Consider the following 20,511-nt stretch of genomic DNA (forward strand, 5'->3'; position numbering starts at 1 on the left):
TTGTGGAACGGCTGTCCCCAGCCGTCCCTAACCACATCACTTAATCATCGCGAAAGGATAATCAGGAGATTGTGGATTAGCAATCAATTGCTGTTTTCTACAATCCACAAGCAAATCCAGTTTCTCTAAAATAACTTGACCAATCAACACATCATTACCTACAACCAACGCTTCATCAACAGTCTTACGTCCCAAACACTCAACAATTACAGGACCAGTAAAACCAATAAATTCTTCACTACCGTTGGCACACTGAGCCATACGCTGACCAATTATTCGTAAACCCAGTTGGGAAGCCATTCCTTCAGGTATTACTAGAGAAACGGCGCCTGTATCAACTAATCCTTCTGCTTCAATCACTCGTAGCAGTCTAGGAGCAAGCAAACCTCGATTCACTAATTCATCATCTATTGCATTTGTCAGGTTAATTTTGGCGCGAACTGTCCCCATAACTTTACTTGTGATATATTAGTGATATTTATAGTCAAGTATATACATACAAAAATAATATTTGTTTATAGTAAGTAATACGAAACATTGGGAAGATGATAACTGGATTTCAGAGTCTATAAACTTTTAACCGATAATTACAACGTCTGATAATTAAAGTTATTATAAAATGTTATGTTGTAGACTTAGATATAATAACTTATTAAGAATTAGCGCACATTATGACAGAACAACAATCTGTGAATGTATGGGATTATAAGCCTTGGTGGTGTCAACCTTGGTCGATTTTACTAACTGGTACAACAATAATCGGCGCCAGTTGGATTGTATTAAAACTCATTTGGTTAACTATTCTTGTTGCTATACCTATATTGACATGGATGTGGTTTTTCTTGTTGGTATACCCAAAATTAGTAGCTAACAGTGGTATGTTAGATGAGCAATGAGTCAATCAGATTCCCGACTTTTTTAAAAAGTCGGGAATCTAAATGTATCTCATGTAAAGCTTCTGAACTTTAAATTATTAAAGATTTATTGCTAACTACTACCTAAGAAAGAGCAGAAAATTCGCGCTTATAAGGCAAAATTTACAAACAGATAAGCTGTGAGGCTGGATTTTCAGCAATTATGAGAATTGAACACGTTCACTTTTACGTGGAAGATGCCAAAGCTTGGCGTGACTGGTTTGTAAGTGCTTTAGGTTTTGAGGCAGTAGATTACTACATGCTTCCTCCTTATCTACTTGACTATGAGAATGAAAATCATACTTGTACTCAAGTAGTCAAAAGCGGTTCTATCTACTTTGTACTATCTTCACCGTTATTACCTAGCAGTCCAGTAGCTGAGTTTCTACGTTACCACCCACCTGGTGTGGCTGATGTGGCATTTGCTGTAGAGAATATTCAAGACATACAGGAGCGCGCTTATGGTTACGGCGCCAAAATTTTGCAACCAATCAGCAAATATTGTTGCAATGGTATTCATACTCAATTTAGCAAAATCAAAGCTTGGGGTTCCCTATCGCATACCTTAATCGAAACACATCTGGAGGCGCCGACAAAGGAGTCTCAGAAACTAATCAACATAGACCACATTGTATTAAACGTACCAACAGGGGAATTAGAAAATGCTGTAGCTTGGTACGAAAAAATCCTTGATTTTCAGCCACAGCAAAGCTTTAACATCCAAACCGAGAATTCCGGGTTACACAGTCGGGTGATGATATCCCGCTGTGGTGGTGTACAGCTACCAATTAACCAACCTGCAACAGGTAACTCCCAAATTCAAGAGTTTCTAGACTTTAACCAAGGTGCAGGAATTCAGCATATTGCCTTGGGGTCGTCTAACCTGCTGGAAACAATTTCCCTGTTTCGTTCTCGCAACCTGCCTTTTTTAGTAGTTCCCCCGACCTATTATTCCAAACTTGTAACTCGACCTGGTTTTCCCCTTTCTCCATCCGAGATTGACTGTATTTCTCAACAAGAAATTTTAGTTGACTGGCGAGAAGATAACCCAGGCGCCTTATTGTTACAAATCTTTACTCAACCAATTTTCGGACAACCAACATTTTTCTTTGAATTCATCGAACGTCGCAACCTCGCCAAAGGTTTCGGGGAGGGCAATTTCCGCGCGTTGTTTGAAGCTATCGAACGCGAACAACTCAAACGCGCTCCCGAAATAACCACTTAAATCTTGGATTCCCGCTTTTTCTTAAAATCGGGAATTTCAAGATTTTATATTAATTTATATTAGTGTTAACAATATCTTATATAAGTTATTTAAAACTATTTTTTGTAAAAAGTTGTTCTCAACTGGGGTACTGTGATAACGAAATATTAAGTTTATTGATAAATTTATTAAAAAATAACTAAAAAATGTTAAGAATATTTACAGACTTTGATGGCCCCATTATCGATGTGTCAGAGCGTTACTATAGGGTATACGAGCTTTGTTTAGAAAAAATTCGATATCCCTCTCAAGAGGTGCAGTTACTGCCGAAGCAAGAATTTTGGCTTCTGAAGCGTGACCGGGTTCCTGAGAAACAAATTGGGATTATTTCAGGGTTAAGTGAAGAACAAGCTACTGCCTTTGCTTCTCTACGTAAAAAAACGGTTCATACCCAGCCATACTTTGAACATGACACGTTGGTGCCTTCCTCAGTTGAGGCACTAACAAAAATCAAACAATCAAAAATTAATCGGCTTGATATAGATTTAGCGGTAATGACAATGCGACGTGTGTCAGAACTCGACTTCGCGTTTGGACAACACGACTTGAGGAGGTTTTTCCCAGAAAATCGTTGCTATTGTCTCAGTAACGACTACGTTAAAACCCGTGATGTTGACGACAAACCGTTATTAATGCAGCGTGCGCTAAAAGAGTTACCAGAAGCGACCGATACATGGATGGTAGGAGATACAGAAGCTGATATCGCTGCCGCAAAAAAACATGGTATCAAAGTAATTGCCGTCGAATGTGGTATTCGTAGTCGCAACCAGCTAGAAAGTTTTCAACCAGATTTAATTGTCAAAGACTTGAGCGCTGCTGTCGATATCATTTTAAATAGTGCTGAGTAGAAAGTGCTGAGTGCTGAGTAAAGACGCGATTAATCCCGTCTCTACGGAGTTAATAGTTTTAACACTCAGCACTCAGCACTCAGCACTCTTAGCGGAGAAAACTACTAATTAGCCACAGCAGTACAAAAGTAAATACTGTTGAGAATTGATCTACGTTAATTTGGAGTGTAGTTATTTGTTGTATTAAGGCGCCAGCAATTAAACCTCCGCCAACCAAACCTACCATCAGTCCGGTGAAAGTCCACAGCACTGCTCTACCAAGTTTGTTTTCCTTGCGGTTTAGAAAGTAAATGCTAATCCCAACACCTAATATCAACGCAAGTTGTAGAACTTGTTCACCTGCTGTTTTGTAAAAGATGGAGATGGCGCCTAAACCTAAATACCAAACCAAGGGTAAAACAATGTCACCTGGAGATGGCTTGTCGAGCATTCTATCTAACCATGCAGGAGACGGCTCGCGGCGTGGTAAGCTTTCTTGTGGGGGTGGTTGCTGTAGGCGTTCTGGAAATCGGATACGTTCGGGAACCTTAATTTTACCTTCTTGACGCATCCGCAAGCGGTCCATTAAAACAGCATCATAAGCAGCTTCGACTAGCTCTACACGCATCTGGTCGCCTTTACATTGGTCTAAAAGGCGAGTACGCGCGTTTTGTATATCCTCGAAGGTTGCATCTTCTGATACCCCAAGTTTTTCGTAGGGATTTTGGTCGCTCATGGGAATAAATTATCTTAGCCTCAGTCGCATCGGTGCTTAATGTTAAAAATTTCGGAACCGGAAATAATGCGGTTTTTATCGGTTGAAACTAGTCTCGCGCTCTGTGAAAGTTAAGACTCAGTTTCGCTCTAATCTCTAATATATATACTCTAATTGGATGGTAGCACGAGTTTTATAGTCAAAAGCTGGTAATTTTAACTATAGTTACTTTAACATACTGCAATAACTCAGTGTATCCCCCCATGTCGCTATTGGGTACAAAGCTCTACTCTAGAATTTAAGTTAAGAATACTTAAACAGTAGCGTATATGAAAAGAATACTACTTTTTTTTCCAATTTGGTTACTCACTGTGCCGTAAATTTTGCTTTAATTAGTAAGCGTCATAATAATTCTTGACGTTTGGCTTACGTTCGATTTCAAATGGGCGAGCGAATTTAATTACATAGTAACTAAGATAACTAAAGTATCCTGAAGTACTATGAAGATAGCGTTAAGATTTGATGCATCTACAGGCACGAATACAATTTGGAGCCTTTTCACACCTTCCCACGGAATTTTTATTCCAAGGTCGTATTACGACTTCTCGCTCTAGGTTTTAATTCTCCACAATCCTGATTACACTATATTGAGTGAAAAAATCAGGGAATAGTGTTTTGCACTTGTAGATTGTTATTACCCATGAAAGAGCAAGCAGTTGCATTGCCCTTCAAATGTGGCAATTACACACATTTAATCCTATAAATTTTTGTAAAAAGAGATGGTCATGGCTCCTGCCAAGATTCTTGTTGTCGATGACGACCCTGCGGTTCGTAACTTAATCCAGCGCTTTCTCAGCAAGCAAAGCTACCAGGTCGAGGCTGCCGAAGATGGCAAGTCAGCCCTAGCATTGTTTGAGCAGTTTAACCCCGATTTGGTGATTCTAGATGTGAATTTACCAGATGTCATCGGGTTTAACCTCTGCCAAGAGATGCAAAGCCGCAATGGTGTTTTTGTACTGATGTTAACTAGCCGCGCTGACGAAGCCGATAAGATTCGCGGTTTCTCCAAAGGCGCCGATGACTATTTGACCAAGCCATTTGGTTTGGGAGAATTGGAAGTACGAGTCGCTGCTATTTTAAAACGTCAGCGAGTAGTTACCACAGCCGAACAAAAACGCCTGGTATTTGAAAAGCTGATGATTGACCCCGTGCGACGCGAGGTGACATTAAACAGCCAACCTGTGCTGTTAACTGCGTTGGAATTTGACTTATTGCATTTTCTTGCCAGCCACCCTGGTCGTGTTTGGCGCCGAGCTGAACTAATTCAGGAGGTATGGGACTATGAATATGTAGGCGACCAAAGGGTCGTTGACGTTCATATTGGCCAAATTCGCAAGAAAATTGAGGCAGATGCTAGTCAGCCCGCTTTAATTCAAACTGTTCGTGGTGTTGGATACAAATTTGAATGCCCGACTCATCCACAAGAGCAAAAAGCTGCGATTTGAAGAAACCAAGTTTTAACAGGCTTGAAATCTGCACAGTTTGATTTGAACATTAATAAATCGATATCTCAAATGTTAAGCAGCCTTCGATGCTGCTTAATACAATAATCGAGGTATAAAGTCAATATTTATTTCCTCACTAACACATAATTCTCAAAACGTCCTTTAAATATGGACATAGCTGTCTTTCATAAATAAAGCAATCGCGCGCTCGAATCGCGATTGCTTTATTTTGGTTATTCAACGTCAGATATTAAGTTTTGTTAATCTTCACTTCAGTTTTCAGTACATATATTCTGTCATTAGTCAAGAGTCTGGAATTCTCAGAATGTAGTATTTCATTATATAGAACACCTGAACCTGCCGTTTGTTTGACTCTTAACTGTTGACTAAAATACTTAATTACAGTTACCAAGCACAACGAACACGAAACACAGCACCTGAAATACACACGCAGCACCTGCACGCTTATATACCGCTCTTTAGTTGTGGAATAACGTCTCAAGGTAGACGCGCGCAGCACGACGGTCACTTTCACCATTTTGGAGTAGGAACAACGACAAAGCCGCTGTCAGCACCCGATTTTGATCCCAATCAGGATGAGTTTCCAAGTAGGTTTTGAGGGATTCGTGAAGGGTTTCGGGAATATTCGTAAATATGCTAACTGTTGCGTTCATAAGTCGGAATCTCCATGTCTCGTCCAGCAATCTTTTATTTACTTTGATATCACAGTCGCACCTTGAAGCAAAAACTTCCATTCTCTATTTTTAGGGTCAGGCAGTAGTAATTTTGCTCTGGCGGTTTACTTTGATAAAAAAGCAAGCCGAATAATTGTGCGCTAAGAGGGGGTGGGTTTGTCAATGCTGCGAAATATTACAGAATAGTTTATAAAGAATAAATATTTACGCAACAATCAGTGTTTGGCACCAAAAAATTTTACATTTATTTACAATAACTCAGTATCGTAGTTAAAAGAGTCGCTAGCATGACAAATCCCCAGTAATGAACCAAGAGCTGATCTAATCGTAAAATAGCTGTGGAAAACTTCTTACTTCTTGTGGAAAAACTGTGGAAAAACTGTGGAATTGATGAGGATTAAGGAGAGTAAATGATAAGAATTACAAAAAATTAAATTTTAATTAACGCTCTGCAAATGAAATTACTACCCAAGCCGAACTTTCCGAATTGGTTATCCGCAATTCATCCAATCGTCTGGATTTTGGCGATTGGTCGCTTTTTATCCGAAGTCGGAACAGGATTTACTTTATTTTATGCCCCAATATTTTTTGTCAACCAAGTCGGTTTGAGCGCTACATCCGTTGGTCTAGCTTTGGGTAGTGGCTCTGTAGCTGGGATTTTTGGCAGAGTCTTGGGTGGAACGTTTGCTGACTCTCCTCAATGGGGGCGCCGACGCACTTTACTATTATCTACTGGAATCGCAGCAATTGGTTCAATAGTACTGTCGTTGACTCATGATTTTATTACCTTGGTGATAGGCAATTTAATTTATGGGTTTGCGATAGGGTTATATTGGCCTTCAACAGAAGCAGTAGTTGCCGATTTGACAGTTAATAGTAATAGGCACCTATCTTTTGCGATAACTCGGTTAGCAGATAATCTCGGTCTGGGAGTCGGAATAGTTTTAGCGGGGGTTGTTGTAGCGACAACAAATAATTACCGCTTACTATTCACTGCAGATGCTATCTCATTTTTGGCATTTTTCATTGTTATCTGGGCTGCAATTAGTGAAACTTTGGTAGTTTCCGAGCAAAAACCCGAAAAAAGACAACACTTACATGCTTGGATAACAGCGCTACAAAATCGAAAACTTTGTATTTTTGTAGTAGTCAATATTATTTTTACAACTTACATATCACAACTTCACAGTACTTTACCGTTGTATTTCAAGAATTACGTAAATATTCAAGGCGCCAAGGGCGGATTTAGTGAAACTGATATTAGCAGTTTATTTGCTTGGCACTTAGTCGTTGCCATTATTGCTCAATTACCAGTTGCTCGAATTTTGAATCGTTTTTCTTATACACAAGCATTGAGTGTTAGTGCATTAGTATGGGCAATTGGTTTTGGTTTAGTTTGGCAAACAGGCGCCTTGGCATCAAAAGAAATAGCAATTGCTGCGTTGGGTGTATTTGCGATTGCGATTGTTTCATATACTCCATATGCAGTAGCCTTGGTAAGCGATTTGGCACCACTTCGAGAGTGTGGGGTATATCTATCAATTAACTCACTTTGCTGGTCTTGTGGATATTTTATTGGCCCCCTTTTGGGAGGTTGGGTATTAGACAGTGGTATGGCAAACACTTACTGGATTTGTTTAGCTGCTAGTGTAGTCGTTACGACTATGATTTTACAATATCTTCAAAGAGTGCTGAGTAGAAAGTGCTGAGTGCTGAGTTACTACTAATTACTCAGCACTTAGCACTCAGCACTCGGAACTTAATAATAACCATAAGAATTGCAAATCAAGATTCTGCCAATTGTTGATCAAAATACGATTTACTATATTAAATACACTTGAAGTAACAACTTGTACATACTTCAGGTAGTTTCCATATCACAAGTATCATTTTTATGCAAGGTTTCATTTGTCGAAAATGATATTAATTCTAATTAAATATTCTTTGGTTATTGGGTGGGTTTAGGTTAATTTTGCGATTGAGCAAATGCGCGTTCAATAAAGTGTGAGGAGTAACAAACAATGAAAAAAATTATACTAGCTTCTGCTGGTGGAGCTAGCTTTTTGTGTCTTATAGCTAGTTCAATTTGTGTACAAGCGGCGCCCGTAAACACGATAGCGCAAGACTTACAAGAAAAATCAGAACGTCAGGTATCTGATAATAACTTTGCTTTTCGTATTAACGATAGTGATGGAGTAAGTGGAACAGATATTGTAAAAAATGTCAATGACATTGACACAAAAATAAATAATGAGAATTCAGATTGGAAGAACGTACAGAATCTGTTAAACAGCGATAAGCAAATTACATTCACTGCGGACAAACAAAAAAATAGCAACAAGCTTGCTCAAAAACAGAGAGCAGAAAATCTCAATGGGGCAAACTCAAATCAAACCGATATAAACAAAACCAGTTCAGCAGAATCTGGAGAAATCGATCAAGTTACTTCAGTCTCGCAGCTTTCTGACGTACAGCCAACAGATTGGGCATTTCAAGCTTTGCAGTCATTAGTTGAACGCTATGGTTGTATTGCTGGTTATCCTAACGGTACTTATCGAGGCAACCGCGCGATGACTCGTTATGAGTTTGCGGCAGGTTTGAATGCTTGTTTGGAGCGTGTGAATGAACTCATTGCCACTGCAACAAATGATTTAGTACGTAAACAAGATTTAGAAAAACTTCGTAGACTCCAAGAAGAGTTTTCTGCTGAACTTGCGACATTGAGAGGTCGAGTTGATGCTCTTGAAGTTAAAACAGCACAACTTGAAGCTAATCAATTTTCCACAACAACCAAGTTACAGGGTGAAGCAATTTTTGCTGCTATTGGTGCCACTGGTGGGGCGCCTGGTCGTGAAGACCCAAATATTATCTTAGTGAACCGAGTTCGTTTGAATCTGAATACGAGCTTTACAGGAAAAGATTTACTTATTACAGGTCTACAAGCGCATAATTTCTTAGGTGGTGTAAGTGGTAGTGGTAGTCTTCAAGAATCATTAGGACTTGCTTCTCCTTTACTAAGTGCTTCGAGTGCGCGGACAAGCTTTGAACCTCAATTTCCTGGTCTTGACGTAAAAACTCTATCGGCACGAGGCGCCAACAGTTTGGAACTGTACAAGCTACTGTATATATTCCCCGTTGCCAGTAAGTTAACTTTGTTCGCTGGAACGGCAGCAGAAGTATCCGATGCATTCCCAGCCATCTTACCGTTCTATGGAGAAGGGCAAGAATCAATATCGCGCTTTGGTAATTTAAACCCAGTAGTGCGCGTTTCTGGTGGTACTTCTGGAGCCGGTTTAGCGTCAGCGGCAGGTTTTATATTAAATCTTTCCGATGCCATCGACTTACGCGCGCTCTATGGTAGCGTCAATGCGAATCTTCCCGCAAATGCTTCAGATATCTTACCGGGTGTGTCAGGAACTCCTCTAGGTTCAGGGGTATTTGGTGGTAGTTCGGTTGTAGCAGCACAACTTACCCTAAAACCAAGTAAATCTATAGATATTGGTTTGAACTACGCCAACAGTTATCATGAAATAAATATTCTTGGCACAGGGTTGACAAGCAGTGATATTGGTGCATTGTCTGGTGTTAATTTGGGAATTCCAGTCAAACTAAATTCGGTGGGTGGTACCGTCAACTTCCGCTTTAGTGACAAGTTATCACTAGCAGGATACGGCGCCGCTATATTTGTTGATTCCTCTTCTGGTCGTGTAGATGCATCTACCACTTTTACAAGTTGGATGGCTGGTTTGCACTTCAAGGATATAGTTGGTAAAGGTAACACTGCCGGTATCCTCTTCGGTCAACCCTTGTATCGTACAGATGCTTCAGGCGCCGCAAATCTTGCTGACCCAGGTGTAAGACGCGCGACACCTTACCAATTAGAGGGTTACTTCAAATTCAGAGTCAGCGACAACATTAGTATTACCCCTGGCGCCTTCGTCTTATTCAACCCCGAAGGAAACAGCAGAAACGACACAACCACAGTAGGCGTATTACGCACAACATTCACTTTCTAACCACAGTTCTTGTGGAGCGGGCATCCTTGCCCGCCTCTAATATTCATATCTTTAACCAAATACTAAAATTATGTAATATTGGCGCCACAATATAGCCTACTGGCTAAAATCGCTACATATTTATTCAATCAAACAACGCTATTCTATAAAGTATCTAAGCAGTGTGTATGTATGCACACTGACAAAGCGTGCGTGAATGGCTTTTAGAAATGAATAATTGGATAGCAAAAGTAGTAATCTGCGGGTTACTGCTGTGGAATTGTATATTTGGCGCCAACAGTGCATTTGCCAGTCAGATATCAAATTTTGAGGGTCAGCAATTTGAAGTGGCTACTGCTGATGGTTTTGCTAGTTCGGAAAATAGAATAATTGAGCGTAAAGAATCGATTCGACGCTATCGAGAGATAACTCGCGATGCCCGAAAATTAGACGGTCTATTTACGCTTTATCAGTATAAAGACACGGGTGAAGCTTATCTCGAAGTTAAGCCAGAACAACTAAATAAAAACTACCTAGCGACCGTAACACTTGAGTCAGGGATTGGCGAAAGTGGCATTTATAGCGGACTTCCACTCCAAGACTTTTTGTTTTACTTTCAACGTGTTAACAATAGTTTACAATTTGTTGTGCGAAATGTAAAGTTTCGTACAGAAATTGATGCACCAGAAGAGCGTTCACTGAAGCGTTCGTTTACAGATTCGGTACTCGGTGCCGCAGAAATTGCTGGTAGTGACCCGTATACCAAAAGTTTGCTGATTGATTTAGGCGATTTGTTAATGCGAGATTTCCCAGGTTTAACTGCGCTATTAAAATCATCACTCCAAGCAGACTATTATTTAGAGGAACACAGGTCATATTTTGCTGACATTAATAGTTTTCCTCAGAATATAGAAATTAACTCAGTTTACGGATTTTCTTCAAAAGAAGGCGCCGACTTGGTGACAGTTCCAGATAGTCGCGCGCTATCGTTGTCAGTTCACTATAGCTTTTCGCAGTTGCCAGAAAATAATGGTTATATACCAAGACTCGCTGATGACCGAGTAGGGTATTTTATTACTGCATTTCAGGATTTTTCCCGTAATCGTAGTGATGATGTATTTGTACGGTATATAAATAGATGGCATTTAGAACCATTGAACCCTAACTTACCATTATCGGCACCAAAAAAACCGATTGTATTCTGGATAGAAAACGCCGTACCGTTAGAATATCGCGATGCAATCAAAGAAGGCATTTTGATGTGGAATGAAGCATTTAAAATTGCCGGGTTTGATTCAGCCATCGAAGTACAACAAATGCCGGATAATGCTGATTGGCAACCCGCAGATGTACGTTACAATACGGTTCGCTGGTTTAATTCCCTCGATGCAGGATTTGCGCGCGGTCCAACACGAGTGAATCCGTTAACAGGTGAAATTTTAGATGCCGATATTATTGTCGATGCGAGTATGGTGCGTTCGCTAGAACGGGAGTATCGGGCGTTAGTAAAAGGTAATTCAACGGCATTAACAGAAGAATTTGAACCCAAAACTAAGCATTCTCGTCAAGAGACTAGTAATAAAAATTATTGTCTTGTTGATAATGATGTTTGCTACGGCGCAGAATCTTCGTTTCAAGCTAAAATGGGTACATTAGCACTGTCGTTGCTTACAGATAGAATACCTAGCTCCGAGCAAATGCATAAGTATGTGCATGAGTATCTACGTTATCTGATTGCTCACGAAGTTGGACATACATTGGGATTGCGACATAACTTTCATGGCAGTACAATGTTGGCGCCTCTTGAATTAAACAATGTAGAAATTACTCATACTCTAGGTTTAACAGGTTCAGTAATGGATTATCTACCTGTTAATATTGCACCTGCTGGAGTCGGGCAAGGCGATTATTTTCCCACTATCATCGGTCCTTACGACAAATGGGCAATAGTTTATGGATATAAACAGCTTGCCAATGATGTTGAGCAAATAACTCCACTGAACGAAAAAGCATTTTTAGAACAAATAGCTTCTGCATCTCCCGAACCAGAACTATCCTATGCAACCGATGAGGACATATGGGACGTAAACCCTCTGGCAAATGCTTGGGACTTAAGTAGAGATGTACTGCAATATTCGCAGTTGCAGCTAGATAATGCTCGCATCATGTGGACACGTTTAGATGAACGTTATCCTTTAAAAGGAGATAGTTACAGCAACCTGCGCGTACTATTCAACCGTGTATTTAACTACTACGGACGCAACGCTAATTTACTTGTGCAATATATAGCTGGACAATCATTTGGGCGCCATCATGCAGGTGATAACACGCAATGGGCATTTATTCCCATGTCAAAAGAAAAACAGCAGCAAGCATTGACAAACTTGCAAAATTATGTATTCGCCGAAAAAGCCTTTAACTTTTCACCAGAATTACTAAATCAACTGGCGCCATCACGTTGGCAACATTGGGGACACGCAATACCCATCTCTCGTCTAGATTATCCTATTCACGCGCGTATATTCAACTTACAAAGTAACGTACTGCGCTCACTATTAGATGGAGAACGTCTAAATAGGTTGCTAGACATTGAACTAAAAACTGTACCAGAAAACGCGCTAACCATCCCCGAACTCTTCGACACCCTACAATGCGGTATATGGAGTGAAGTACTAACTAACAGCAAACCCCAACTAATATCTAGCATCCGTCGCTCATTACAACGTGAGCATCTCAACATCTTATTAGACATGGTACTGCGAACAGTAGACGTACCCGAAGACGCTAGTACAATTGCATGGCACCAACTAAACAAACTTCAAGCAGCAATAAACGCTAGTCTCAAACACCAAAACCTTAACATGTACACCCTCGCACATCTAGAACAAACAAGCGCGCGTATCACCCAAGCACTAAACGCACAACTAAGAACACGTTAGTTGATCCCCCTAAATCCCCCGTGAATCGGGGGACTTTAACCTCTCTTGTTCCCCCCTTCCACGCGGGCAGGGCTGTTTGATTCTAAAAATAAAAATCGCTATTGCCCTTTGTGTTCTTCGTGTCTACCCTGCGGGAAATCCTCCGGATTATGTGGTTCTTTAAAGAAATAAACCACAAAGGGCACAAAGGGCACAAAGAAAAGAAAAAGTTACGTGTAATTTTGTAGAAAATTTAAACTGAACCTAATTTCCTTTCAAGAATGAATCAGCCCTGCCTTATTAAGGGGGGTTAGGGGGGATTAGGGGGGATTTAAATTGTGTATGGTTAAAAATTTAAAAATCCAACACTACATTCAAGCAAGTGCGTATCAATCCCCAATACTCTTCTTCCAATACTCCTAATAAATCAAGAACTCTACTATTATCAAGACCACGTATTTGCCCAACATCAAGATATCGGTCTTGGTCTAGACCATTGCTAGGTGTAGCTTTTACATTTACAACATACGGTACATTTTTAATTCCTGGCAGCAATGGTATTACTACGGTTAAAAAACTGTAGCGATTTCCAACATCATTCTGAACTATCAAAGAAGCACGAGTTTTCTTTGCTTCTTTACCTATTGTTGGTTCCAAATCAACCCAACGTATTTCTCCACGTCGGTAAGTTAAATTACCATTTGGCATCACTCAATACCATCACCTACAGTTACATCCCAGACAGCAGCTTCTTTTCGATAAGTTTCATCTTGTGAATCTTGTATATATGCTGCCTTTAGTTCTTCTTGTAAACGTTGCTTCTTCAACTCCTTTAATACACTATTAATGAAAGCGCTACGGTTTCCTTGGTTTTCCCTATCTGAGGCCTGCTTATCTACAAAAGCAAGAACATCGTCATCAAGGGTTATTGTAACTTTTTTAACCATTTCGTTAGATTATTATAATATCATACTATTTTATCATACTATTGAGAACTGTTTGTATAATTTTCATGTTTAGATTACCATGAGTGAGACAATCGGTTCGTTGACTCCAGATTGGGTATCTCCTCCGGGTGATACTATTATTGATCTATTAAAGGTTCGCAAAGAACTAGACGAAGCATATAACTGGCAGTAGCGAAGTTAATTTTTTAATACGGCTGTTGTCGAGTTTATGGTAGTTTTAAAAATATTTTTGGAGTAATACTACCCCAGTGTTTAAAGAATACTACGCAAGTAGATTTAAGGAAATTTTTAGCTCACCTCTCAAAACCTCAGATGGTCTTGGTGATGAGCTAGTTCAAGTAAAATTGCAACAACTTGACTTAAAAATTCCTGAAGCACTTGCGATGTACTATGCAGTCGCAGGATTACATTGGATAAATAAAGAACATAATCAGCTTCGTCCCCTTGAAGAACTTGAGTGGTTCGATGATAAGCTTGTGTTTATGAATGAGAACCAATGGGTTGTCTATTGGGCAATTTCAAAAGCTGACTTATATACACCCAATCCAAGCATATGGCAGGGAACTAATGGTGATGTAATCGAATGGGAAGACTGTGGTTATACATGCGCGCGCTTCATAATGGCAATGTGGGAGTGGACTTTTACAGAAATTGAGGCGCCGATGTAAGTTACAATGCCTTAATTTTACAGTACGCAGGATTCTACTATTAAAAAAAGTCAGTTTCTCAGACCGTAATTCCAGTAATAATTTGATTTTTATTTACAGTAATATTACTGAGATAAATAATCGTTCAAATGGGAATACTAACTTAAGGAAGATATTTCGGCTTTAGTTTAGTAATATTCAATTTAGCGATTATATATGATTTTAAATTTAATTTTTATTATTTTTATTATTTGTATTTGGTTATATTTTTCAATAATTGCTCATGAATTTGGTCATTTGATAGCAGCTAAGATAGTAGGGTTTAATCCATACTTTGTAACAATAGGAGTAGGAAAGAAATTATTAAGTTATAAGTTGTTTAATACAACAATCGAGTTCAGACCTATTCCCGGAGGTGGAATAACTTATATATCTAATTTAGCTCATTCATGGATAAAGCCTAAGCTTATAGTGATGTATCTAGGCGGCCCTTTAGCTAATTTATTTTTATGTTTCATACTTAGCTCAATTTGGAATATTTCCATCAAACATGGAAATTTAGCTTATTTGAACAATATAGGAATTATTTATTATTTAGCTAATATAGAGTTTTTGATATTTATTTGTAATATTATACCTTTTGAATCATCGGGCTATGGTAGAAAACTTGCTAGTGATGGAAAGCAAATTATAAATACTTTATTTAACAGTAATATTAAAACTATTCAAAAACTCATGGGTTTAGATAGATACGCATCAAAACAAGATAAGTTTTCTAATATTATTTTCAACAATAGCATAGAAACTTTACGTCAATTATTTAAATCAGATGCATTATTAAATCAAAATAAGTTTGATGAGGCAATTGAAATATTAGAAACTATTTTAGATAGCGCTAGTTGTTCAACTAGAGAGAAAGTCTACATTCTAGATCTTTTAACTAGCATAATAATCAATCATGGTGAAACTAAATACCTTGGCAAAGCAGATAGGTGGTCGTCACAAGCATTAAAAATAGCTGGCGATATCAAAACTGTCCAAGGAACTAGAGGAGCTATTCTCATAGAATTAGGTAGATACAATGAAGGCAAAGAAATACTTTTGCCTTTGACAGAATTAGGTAACGATGCCATTGATATTGTAGTAAGTTGTTGTTATATTGCTAAAGCTGATTATTTTTTAGGAAACGAAGATAAAATTAAATATTGGTTAAATAAAGCTGATCAAGTCGGAGGTGCCAAACAAATTTTCTTAAGAATACAAAAAGAGATTAATTGTTTACAGGCGCCCGATAACAAGTTGTAGGTTGGCTTCACTCTACACAACCTTATCCGAATAGATTAAGTATACCACATCTGATAAAATACAACTATACAACTAACGTAAGACCCCACATTGTTTGTGCTGCCGCCTAGAAATCGTAGGTTGGGTACTTACCGCATTGTAACCCAACACCAATATCTAAAGGCGCCTATAAATCGTAAGTCAGGTGAAAATTTAGACATTCAACATAACTTTCAAAAACTCAGGCAAAATAGAAGAAGAGCTTCTTGTAAAGAGAGCAACTCCGCCCAATACACCTACTTGCACTAGAGATGGCAAAGGATATCTACCACAATACTGTAAAAACTGCCTTAGAAAAAGATCAATATATATTCTGAACAATACTGTCTTAAATCTTACAGTAAATTAATATTATCGTTCTTAATATCACTTGAAAATTAGCTGTTGGTATAGTCGAGCGTTTCGCAAGCAATGAATGTTATTTAATTATTACATTTTATGAAGAAGGTGAAGCTCAAGAGGTGATTATATGTATACATACAAATGTGACTATTGCCAAGAAACTGAGCAAATTTCAGTTGCTCATGCGTAAATCCGTGCAGATGACGCTGCTCCCACCTTAACTATCTAATTAAGCCAGATTTACTATTGGTTCATGTCATAAGTTTGGAGAGTAAATATTTTTACCACAGAGACACAGAGTACACAGAGAGGAATCAGTGATATTTAAAGTTGGCGCCAACGTGACAAAATTAATGACACGGACTACTGCTTTGTAAGCTGCTTGATATAATTGCCGATGAATATAACTCAAATAAAAACAAGTGCCACGCAGCGATATTGACCGTATTAGGGAAAAAATCCGACTTCATCAGTATGATATGTCAGCCCATGCGATGGAAGAGATGGCAGAAGATTTCCTGACAATCTTGGATGTAGAAGAAGCTTTACTTAGCGGACAAGTAATTAGGATTGAAAAAGATGACCCCAGAGGTACAAAATATATAGTAGTAGGGACTGCTTTAGACCAACAAACCCCCGTTGGTGTTGTTGGGCGTTTCGCTAGCAATGGACGTTATTTAATTATTACAGTCTACGAAGTAACCTAACTTGAGGGCTAATTGTATGTATGGATACAAATGTGAGTATTGCGAAGGTACCGTTCAACCCCGCGTTGTTAAGCGTGAAGCTTTCAAACATAGAGATGGTTTTGTTATTCTTGAAGACGTAACTATAGGGGTTTGTGATAACTGCGGCAATCGATATTACTCAGCCGAAATTCTCCATACAGTTCATGCCGTTGCAACTGGCGCTAAGTCTCCTGAAAGAACCGAGCAAATTCCAGTTGCTCATGCGTAAATTTGTCTAGGTGGCGCCAAACCACCTTACTAATCTAATTTAGTAACATTTATTACCTGTGTGAGTTATTAAAAATTTAATACTACATAAACGAGGTGAAGCTCAAGAGGCAATTATATGTGTACATACAAATGTGAGTATTGCGAAAGATTTCAATAATTTGTCAAAAATTATACACGTAGAGACGCGATTAATCGCGTCTCTACGTCTCTGTGGTAAATTTCATTAATATTTTGTTGGGTGGAGCGTCAGCGCAACCCAACCTACGTTACATCAGCAGTCATTGCATAGCTAGGACGACAAATTAACTTTAACCCTGGCACCGCTGTTGGAATTATGCAAGCAAGTGCAAACTCTTTCTTTTGTATAGATAAACCATAGTGAGCAATAAAATTATAGTTAGTTAATGCTGAATTTGTCGCAACAACTTTGGCGCCACTTACAATGTAAGTTAAAATTAGTAGTACAATTATTTACGCTGCGCGGAGCTACACCAATGGTCACTCAGTTGCAACCCTTAGTCCAAGAAGATATTATCTACCCCCAAAGCGATGGACAGCCAATGGCAGATAATACTAAGCAGTTTGAATTAATTGTGTTTATTAAAAAGAACTGCGATTTGCTGTTTGCAAATAACCCAGATGTTTTTGTCGCTGGGGACTTATTGTGGTATCCAGTTAAAGATGATAACGTGACTCGGAGGGCGCCTGATATCATGGTCGTCTTTGGCAGACGAAAGGAGATAGAGGTTCCTACGTTCAGTCAAAAGAAAATAATATTCCTCCACAAGTTGTGTTTGAAATACTTTCTCCAGGCAACACTCATAGAGAGATGATTGCTAAATATAAGTTTTATCAGCGCTATGGTGTGGAAGAATATTACTTATACGACCCAGATACAGGAGAGTTAACGGGTTGGCTGCGCTCGAATAATGAATTACAAGAAATTGAGCAAATGGCAGGTTGGATTAGTCCACGCTTGCAAATTCGTTTTGAACTACCAAACAATGAGCTACAAATTTTTCGTACTGATGGGCAACCATTTTTAACTTTCTTAGAACTCGACCAACTTAGAGAGCAGCAACGTCAACGCGCGGAACAAGCTGAAGCACAAGCACAACAAGAACGTCAACGCGCGGAACAAGCCGAAGCACAGTTAGAAGCTTTGCACGCTTTACTTAAGGAAAAAGGAATTAACCCAGAACAACTTTAATTCATTTTAAATTTAATTGAAAGTCGGTGTGTGATGCCACAGGTCTTTTGATTATGCTTAAATTTTTCAAGGCATTACGTACCTTACTTTTAAATTTAATTGAAGGTTAAGTTAGGAACGGGCAAGGATGCCCATTCCACAAGATAGAGTTTTACAAGATAAAGTTTTACAAGGCAGAGTATTTAAATAACATCCGTTACATCTGTTGTATCCGTTGCCAAAATTACCGCCGCCTTTCTTGAAGTTTCCGATATACATCCTTAATATCCACTTTATGGTGCGCCAACGCGACCATAGTATGGTAAAATAAGTCTGCCACTTCTCCTGCAATTTCGTCCGCATTATCATCTTTGAACGCCATCACTACCTCGGCACCTTCTTCACCAATTTTCTTCAATATCTTATTATCGCCACCTGCAAATAACTTACACGTATAAGAGTTTTCGTTGGGGTTATCACGACGGTCACAAATTACTTGAAATACTTGTGATAATGTGTCTGCTGGGGGGGGAATTATGCTACCATCAATTTGGTGGAAACAACTGCGCTCTCCAGTGTGGCAGGCAATATCACCAACTTGTTCGACGCTGACCAAAATTGCGTCGCTATCACAATCGTAACGAATACTTTTAATGCGTTGTATATGACCCGAAGTTGCTCCCTTATGCCAAAATTCTTGACGCGAACGACTCCAAAACCAAGTTTCTCCAGTCTCTAAGGTTTTTTCTAACGATTCGCTATTCATCCACGCCATCATTAAAACTGTACCATCTAAATAGTCTTGGACGATGGCAGGTACTAGACCTTTTTCGTCGTAACGAATCTTATTAATTGGAATGGCGTTACGTAATGAATTTGGTTCAGAAGAAAACATAACCAGTTGCTTGCGACCAAGAATGATTGATTAAATCAACATACCATTCTAAACAAAACAACTGGCATTTTTTTTTCAAAACTATTTATCCAGAACTATTTAATTTTTAAGCATTCAGACTTTTATGCATCGCCGACTGCATCCTCACAGCACTTCTTGCGACTTGATGAGCCTTTGGAGCTTCGCCATACCAGTGAATAGCCGAGTTGAAAGCAGCTCGGTAGACATCTTGGCACTCTTGTGATAGAGAGCGAATTTCTACAGGCAAGTCTTGATTGCATTTGTATAACATATTGTTATTTTTTTGGTTCATCTATTATTTTACGATATAAATTCTTAGATATTTTTGCGCCTATCCCAGGATAGAGCTTCATTTTTATCATCGCAGGAGATAAACCTTGGTAAATACCACGATTAAAACCACAAAATCACAAGAAATTTTTGAGAAAGCTCAAAACCTAATGCCCGGTGGAGTTAGCTCTCCTGTCCGCGCGTTTAAATCAGTCGGTGGACAGCCTATTGTATTTGACCATGTGAAAGGCGCCTACATTTGGGATGTAGATGGCAATCAATACATCGACTACGTAGGTACTTGGGGTCCTGCTATTTGTGGTCATGCACATCCTGATGTAATCAACGCGCTGCATTCCGCTTTGGATAAGGGTACTAGCTTCGGCGCCCCTTGCGTGTTGGAAAATGTCTTAGCCGAAATGGTTATCAATGCTGTACCAAGTATTGAAATGGTACGTTTTGTTAACACCTGCAGCGCAAGCAGGCAGCAGCGGCTGACAAGAAGAAGTGAACCTACAAATTTGGGTACAGGAATGCATGCAGTGGTGGGTTTAGGTCCACCAAGGTGCTGTCCTCAGCCTGCCATGGCAAGGCCAGCATCTGGGTCCTGGCATATTGCAGCTTGCAAGCTCATGAGCAATACCTGCAGGATTCGTGAGCCCGACGCTGTGCGTTGTTGCTGATTGAAGATTTTTGCTATCTTGGGTTGTCTGCTCTGGTGTTGATGCGGCAACTCGGTTGATCCACGCCCACCAGGCCTCGAGCTCGTTTGAGTTCCTCTGCCAAACCCTAGCTGTTGTGTACGTGATCAACGTGAAGCCCATTGACTCATGCTACCAGTTGTAAGCTTGCTGTTTCCTTCTAAGAAACAGACTGCACCGTGGCATGTCGCGGGCTGTTGGATCATCACGCCCCACCAAACCTCCGCAATATTGTTTGGCAGGCACATCCACCGTTAGCCAGCCTACACAATGACGGTCACAAAGAGTGGGTGGATCTCGTCTTGTGGCACGCTGTCAGCGATTGCACGCAATAGGTGCTCC

19 protein-coding genes and 2 pseudogenes are annotated in these 20,511 nt (G+C 39.5%); 13 read left to right on the plus strand and 8 right to left on the minus strand.

The annotated features are described in order from the left end of the window. Window positions 1–36: 36 nt before the first annotated feature. Entirely contained in the window at window positions 37–450 is a 414-nt protein-coding gene (locus tag AC2JBO_RS07925) for an aspartyl protease family protein (protein WP_496953085.1), read from the minus strand. Between the two features lie 221 nt (window positions 451–671). Between AC2JBO_RS07925 and AC2JBO_RS07930 the strand changes: the two genes are divergently transcribed. The 3 genes from AC2JBO_RS07930 to AC2JBO_RS07940 all read left to right on the plus strand — a co-directional run bounded on the left by AC2JBO_RS07930 (window position 672) and on the right by AC2JBO_RS07940 (window position 3,026). Beyond that, on the plus strand, window positions 672–896 hold the full coding sequence (locus tag AC2JBO_RS07930; RefSeq protein ID WP_496953086.1) for a DUF6737 family protein: 225 nt from the start codon (window positions 672–674) through the stop codon (window positions 894–896). A gap of 181 nt (window positions 897–1,077) precedes the next feature. Further along, window positions 1,078–2,139 carry a 4-hydroxyphenylpyruvate dioxygenase gene (gene hppD / locus AC2JBO_RS07935; RefSeq protein ID WP_496953087.1) on the plus strand — a complete coding sequence of 354 codons (1,062 nt, stop codon included), beginning with the start codon at window positions 1,078–1,080 and terminating at the stop codon, window positions 2,137–2,139. 185 nt (window positions 2,140–2,324) lie between these two features. Further along, on the plus strand, window positions 2,325–3,026 hold the full coding sequence (locus tag AC2JBO_RS07940; RefSeq protein ID WP_496953088.1) for an HAD family hydrolase: 702 nt from the start codon (window positions 2,325–2,327) through the stop codon (window positions 3,024–3,026). A gap of 88 nt (window positions 3,027–3,114) precedes the next feature. On the opposite strand, the gene AC2JBO_RS07945 is transcribed toward AC2JBO_RS07940, so the two are convergent. Continuing rightward, the gene (locus AC2JBO_RS07945) at window positions 3,115–3,741 is read right to left on the minus strand and encodes a CPP1-like family protein (protein ID WP_496953089.1); all 627 of its coding nucleotides are present in this window, start codon (window positions 3,739–3,741) and stop codon (window positions 3,115–3,117) included. Between the two features lie 764 nt (window positions 3,742–4,505). On the opposite strand from AC2JBO_RS07945, the gene AC2JBO_RS07950 reads away from it, so the two are divergent. Then, window positions 4,506–5,225, plus strand: a complete 720-nt coding sequence (locus tag AC2JBO_RS07950) for a response regulator transcription factor (protein WP_019495168.1) — start codon at window positions 4,506–4,508, stop codon at window positions 5,223–5,225. Between the two features lie 479 nt (window positions 5,226–5,704). Here the strand turns inward: AC2JBO_RS07950 and AC2JBO_RS07955 are convergent, their stop codons facing one another. Then, window positions 5,705–5,899 (minus strand): DUF2811 domain-containing protein, encoded by a 195-nt coding sequence (locus AC2JBO_RS07955; RefSeq protein ID WP_496953090.1) that lies wholly within the window; start codon window positions 5,897–5,899, stop codon window positions 5,705–5,707. A gap of 476 nt (window positions 5,900–6,375) precedes the next feature. Between AC2JBO_RS07955 and AC2JBO_RS07960 the strand changes: the two genes are divergently transcribed. The 3 genes from AC2JBO_RS07960 (at window position 6,376) to AC2JBO_RS07970 (ending at window position 12,854) form a co-directional block, all read left to right on the plus strand. Next, window positions 6,376–7,629: an MDR family MFS transporter gene (locus AC2JBO_RS07960; RefSeq protein ID WP_496953091.1), complete on the plus strand. Its 1,254-nt coding sequence runs from the start codon at window positions 6,376–6,378 to the stop codon at window positions 7,627–7,629. Window positions 7,630–7,941: 312 nt separating this feature from the next. After that, window positions 7,942–9,936, plus strand: coding sequence for an iron uptake porin (locus AC2JBO_RS07965; RefSeq protein ID WP_496953092.1), 1,995 nt, complete (start codon window positions 7,942–7,944; stop codon window positions 9,934–9,936). A 209-nt stretch (window positions 9,937–10,145) separates the two neighbouring features. Next, a complete protein-coding gene (locus AC2JBO_RS07970; RefSeq protein ID WP_496953093.1) occupies window positions 10,146–12,854 on the plus strand; it encodes a zinc-dependent metalloprotease in 2,709 nt (902 codons plus the stop codon). 333 nt (window positions 12,855–13,187) lie between these two features. Here the strand turns inward: AC2JBO_RS07970 and AC2JBO_RS07975 are convergent, their stop codons facing one another. Beyond that, complete coding sequence (locus tag AC2JBO_RS07975; RefSeq protein WP_496953105.1) at window positions 13,188–13,541, minus strand: type II toxin-antitoxin system PemK/MazF family toxin; 354 nt, start codon at window positions 13,539–13,541, stop codon at window positions 13,188–13,190. Then, window positions 13,541–13,780, minus strand: coding sequence for a type II toxin-antitoxin system MazE family antitoxin (gene mazE / locus AC2JBO_RS07980; RefSeq protein ID WP_496953094.1), 240 nt, complete (start codon window positions 13,778–13,780; stop codon window positions 13,541–13,543). The genes AC2JBO_RS07975 and mazE overlap by 1 nt, the downstream gene beginning before the upstream one ends. Before the next feature lie 269 nt (window positions 13,781–14,049). Here mazE and AC2JBO_RS07985 point away from each other — a divergent pair, with 269 nt between their 5' ends. The 4 genes from AC2JBO_RS07985 to AC2JBO_RS08000 all read left to right on the plus strand — a co-directional run bounded on the left by AC2JBO_RS07985 (window position 14,050) and on the right by AC2JBO_RS08000 (window position 17,091). Beyond that, entirely contained in the window at window positions 14,050–14,469 is a 420-nt protein-coding gene (locus AC2JBO_RS07985) for a hypothetical protein (RefSeq protein WP_496953095.1), read from the plus strand. Window positions 14,470–14,664: 195 nt separating this feature from the next. Then, entirely contained in the window at window positions 14,665–15,753 is a 1,089-nt protein-coding gene (locus AC2JBO_RS07990; RefSeq protein ID WP_496953096.1) for a site-2 protease family protein, read from the plus strand. A gap of 803 nt (window positions 15,754–16,556) precedes the next feature. Beyond that, the gene (locus AC2JBO_RS07995; protein WP_496953097.1) at window positions 16,557–16,841 is read left to right on the plus strand and encodes a DUF4258 domain-containing protein; all 285 of its coding nucleotides are present in this window, start codon (window positions 16,557–16,559) and stop codon (window positions 16,839–16,841) included. A gap of 16 nt (window positions 16,842–16,857) precedes the next feature. Then, window positions 16,858–17,091: a YgiT-type zinc finger protein gene (locus AC2JBO_RS08000; protein WP_496953098.1), complete on the plus strand. Its 234-nt coding sequence runs from the start codon at window positions 16,858–16,860 to the stop codon at window positions 17,089–17,091. A gap of 263 nt (window positions 17,092–17,354) precedes the next feature. Here the strand turns inward: AC2JBO_RS08000 and AC2JBO_RS08005 are convergent, their stop codons facing one another. Beyond that, a complete protein-coding gene (locus AC2JBO_RS08005; protein WP_496953106.1) occupies window positions 17,355–17,564 on the minus strand; it encodes a 4-hydroxyphenylacetate 3-hydroxylase N-terminal domain-containing protein in 210 nt (69 codons plus the stop codon). A gap of 23 nt (window positions 17,565–17,587) precedes the next feature. Here AC2JBO_RS08005 and AC2JBO_RS08010 point away from each other — a divergent pair. Then, a pseudogene (locus tag AC2JBO_RS08010) lies at window positions 17,588–18,303 on the plus strand (Uma2 family endonuclease). A gap of 223 nt (window positions 18,304–18,526) precedes the next feature. Here AC2JBO_RS08010 and hisIE read toward each other — a convergent pair. Continuing rightward, window positions 18,527–19,177 carry a bifunctional phosphoribosyl-AMP cyclohydrolase/phosphoribosyl-ATP diphosphatase HisIE gene (gene hisIE, locus AC2JBO_RS08015; RefSeq protein WP_496953099.1) on the minus strand — a complete coding sequence of 217 codons (651 nt, stop codon included), beginning with the start codon at window positions 19,175–19,177 and terminating at the stop codon, window positions 18,527–18,529. Between the two features lie 106 nt (window positions 19,178–19,283). Then, window positions 19,284–19,469 (minus strand): ChaB family protein, encoded by a 186-nt coding sequence (locus AC2JBO_RS08020; RefSeq protein WP_496953100.1) that lies wholly within the window; start codon window positions 19,467–19,469, stop codon window positions 19,284–19,286. Window positions 19,470–19,575: 106 nt separating this feature from the next. Between AC2JBO_RS08020 and AC2JBO_RS08025 the strand changes: the two are divergent. After that, window positions 19,576–19,938 (plus strand): annotated as a pseudogene (locus AC2JBO_RS08025) (aminotransferase class III-fold pyridoxal phosphate-dependent enzyme); the annotation flags it as partial. Window positions 19,939–20,511 lie beyond the last annotated feature (573 nt).

The sequence above is a fragment of the Calothrix sp. CBUCES-K 9914 genome, assembly GCF_059640475.1.